Genomic DNA, 1,091 nt, shown 5'->3' with positions numbered 1-1,091 from the left:
AAGGTCCAGTCCAAGCAGAAGCTTGCGAAAGAGATCAAGTACGCCGACATCGCCAAGGGCGGCACCGTTCGCGACGAGACGAAGACGGTCACGATCGCGGCTGCGCACGTGGAGTACGAGTCGAAGAACCGCCACTACGCGCACGTCGACTGCCCCGGCCACGCCGACTACATCAAGAACATGATCACGGGCGCCGCGCAGATGGACGGCGCGATCCTCGTGGTCAGCGCGCTCGACAGCGTCATGCCGCAGACCCGCGAGCACGTGCTGCTCGCCCGCCAGGTCGGCCTGAACTACCTCGTCGTCTTCCTCAACAAGTGCGACGCGGTGGACGACCCGGAGATGCTCGACCTCGTCGAGATGGAGGTCCGCGAGCTCCTCAGCAAGTACAACTTCAACGGCGACAACGCGCCGGTTGTTCGTGGTGCTTCGCTCCCGGCGCTCCAGGGCGACCCCAAGTGGGAGGCGAAGATCGGCGAGCTGCTCGAGGCGCTCGACACGTACATCCCGGAGCCGGAGCGCGCGATCGACAAGCCGTTCCTCATGGCGATCGAGGACGTGTTCTCGATCAAGGGCCGCGGCACGGTGGCCACGGGCCGCATCGAGCGCGGCGTGGTGAAGGTCGGCGAGGAGGTCGAGATCATCGGCTTCAAGGACACGCGCAAGACCGTCGTCACGGGCGTCGAGATGTTCCGGAAGCTGCTCGATCAGGGCATCGCGGGTGACAACGTCGGTTGCCTCCTGCGCGGCGTCGAGAAGGACGACATCGAGCGTGGCCAGGTCCTCGCGAAGCCTGGCTCGATCACCCCGCACACGCACTTCAAGGGCGAGGTGTACGTGCTCAAGAAGGAGGAGGGCGGCCGTCACACGCCGTTCTTCACGAACTACCGCCCGCAGTTCTACATCCGGACGACGGACGTGACGGGCACCGTCAAGCTCCCCGAGGGGGTCAAGATGGTGATGCCGGGCGATAACATCACGATGGACATCGAGCTCATCGCGCCGGTCGCGCTCGAGGAGCAGATGCGGTTCGCGATCCGCGAGGGTGGGAAGACCGTCGGCGCGGGCATCGTGACGAAGATCCTCAAGTA

General features: G+C 65.1%; 1 protein-coding gene. It reads left to right on the top strand.

Going from position 1 to position 1,091, the window contains the following annotated elements; all coding sequences use genetic code 11:
* Window positions 1-1,091: elongation factor Tu (tuf, locus tag GF068_RS43225; RefSeq protein ID WP_153825428.1), on the top strand; the 1,091-nt coding region annotated here is incomplete at both ends.

This window comes from Polyangium spumosum (assembly GCF_009649845.1).
GTDB classification, from domain to species: Bacteria; Myxococcota_A; Polyangia; order Polyangiales; family Polyangiaceae; genus Polyangium; species Polyangium spumosum.
Note: the sequence above shows the minus strand (reverse complement) of the source record. Positions and strands in the feature narration are given on the sequence as shown.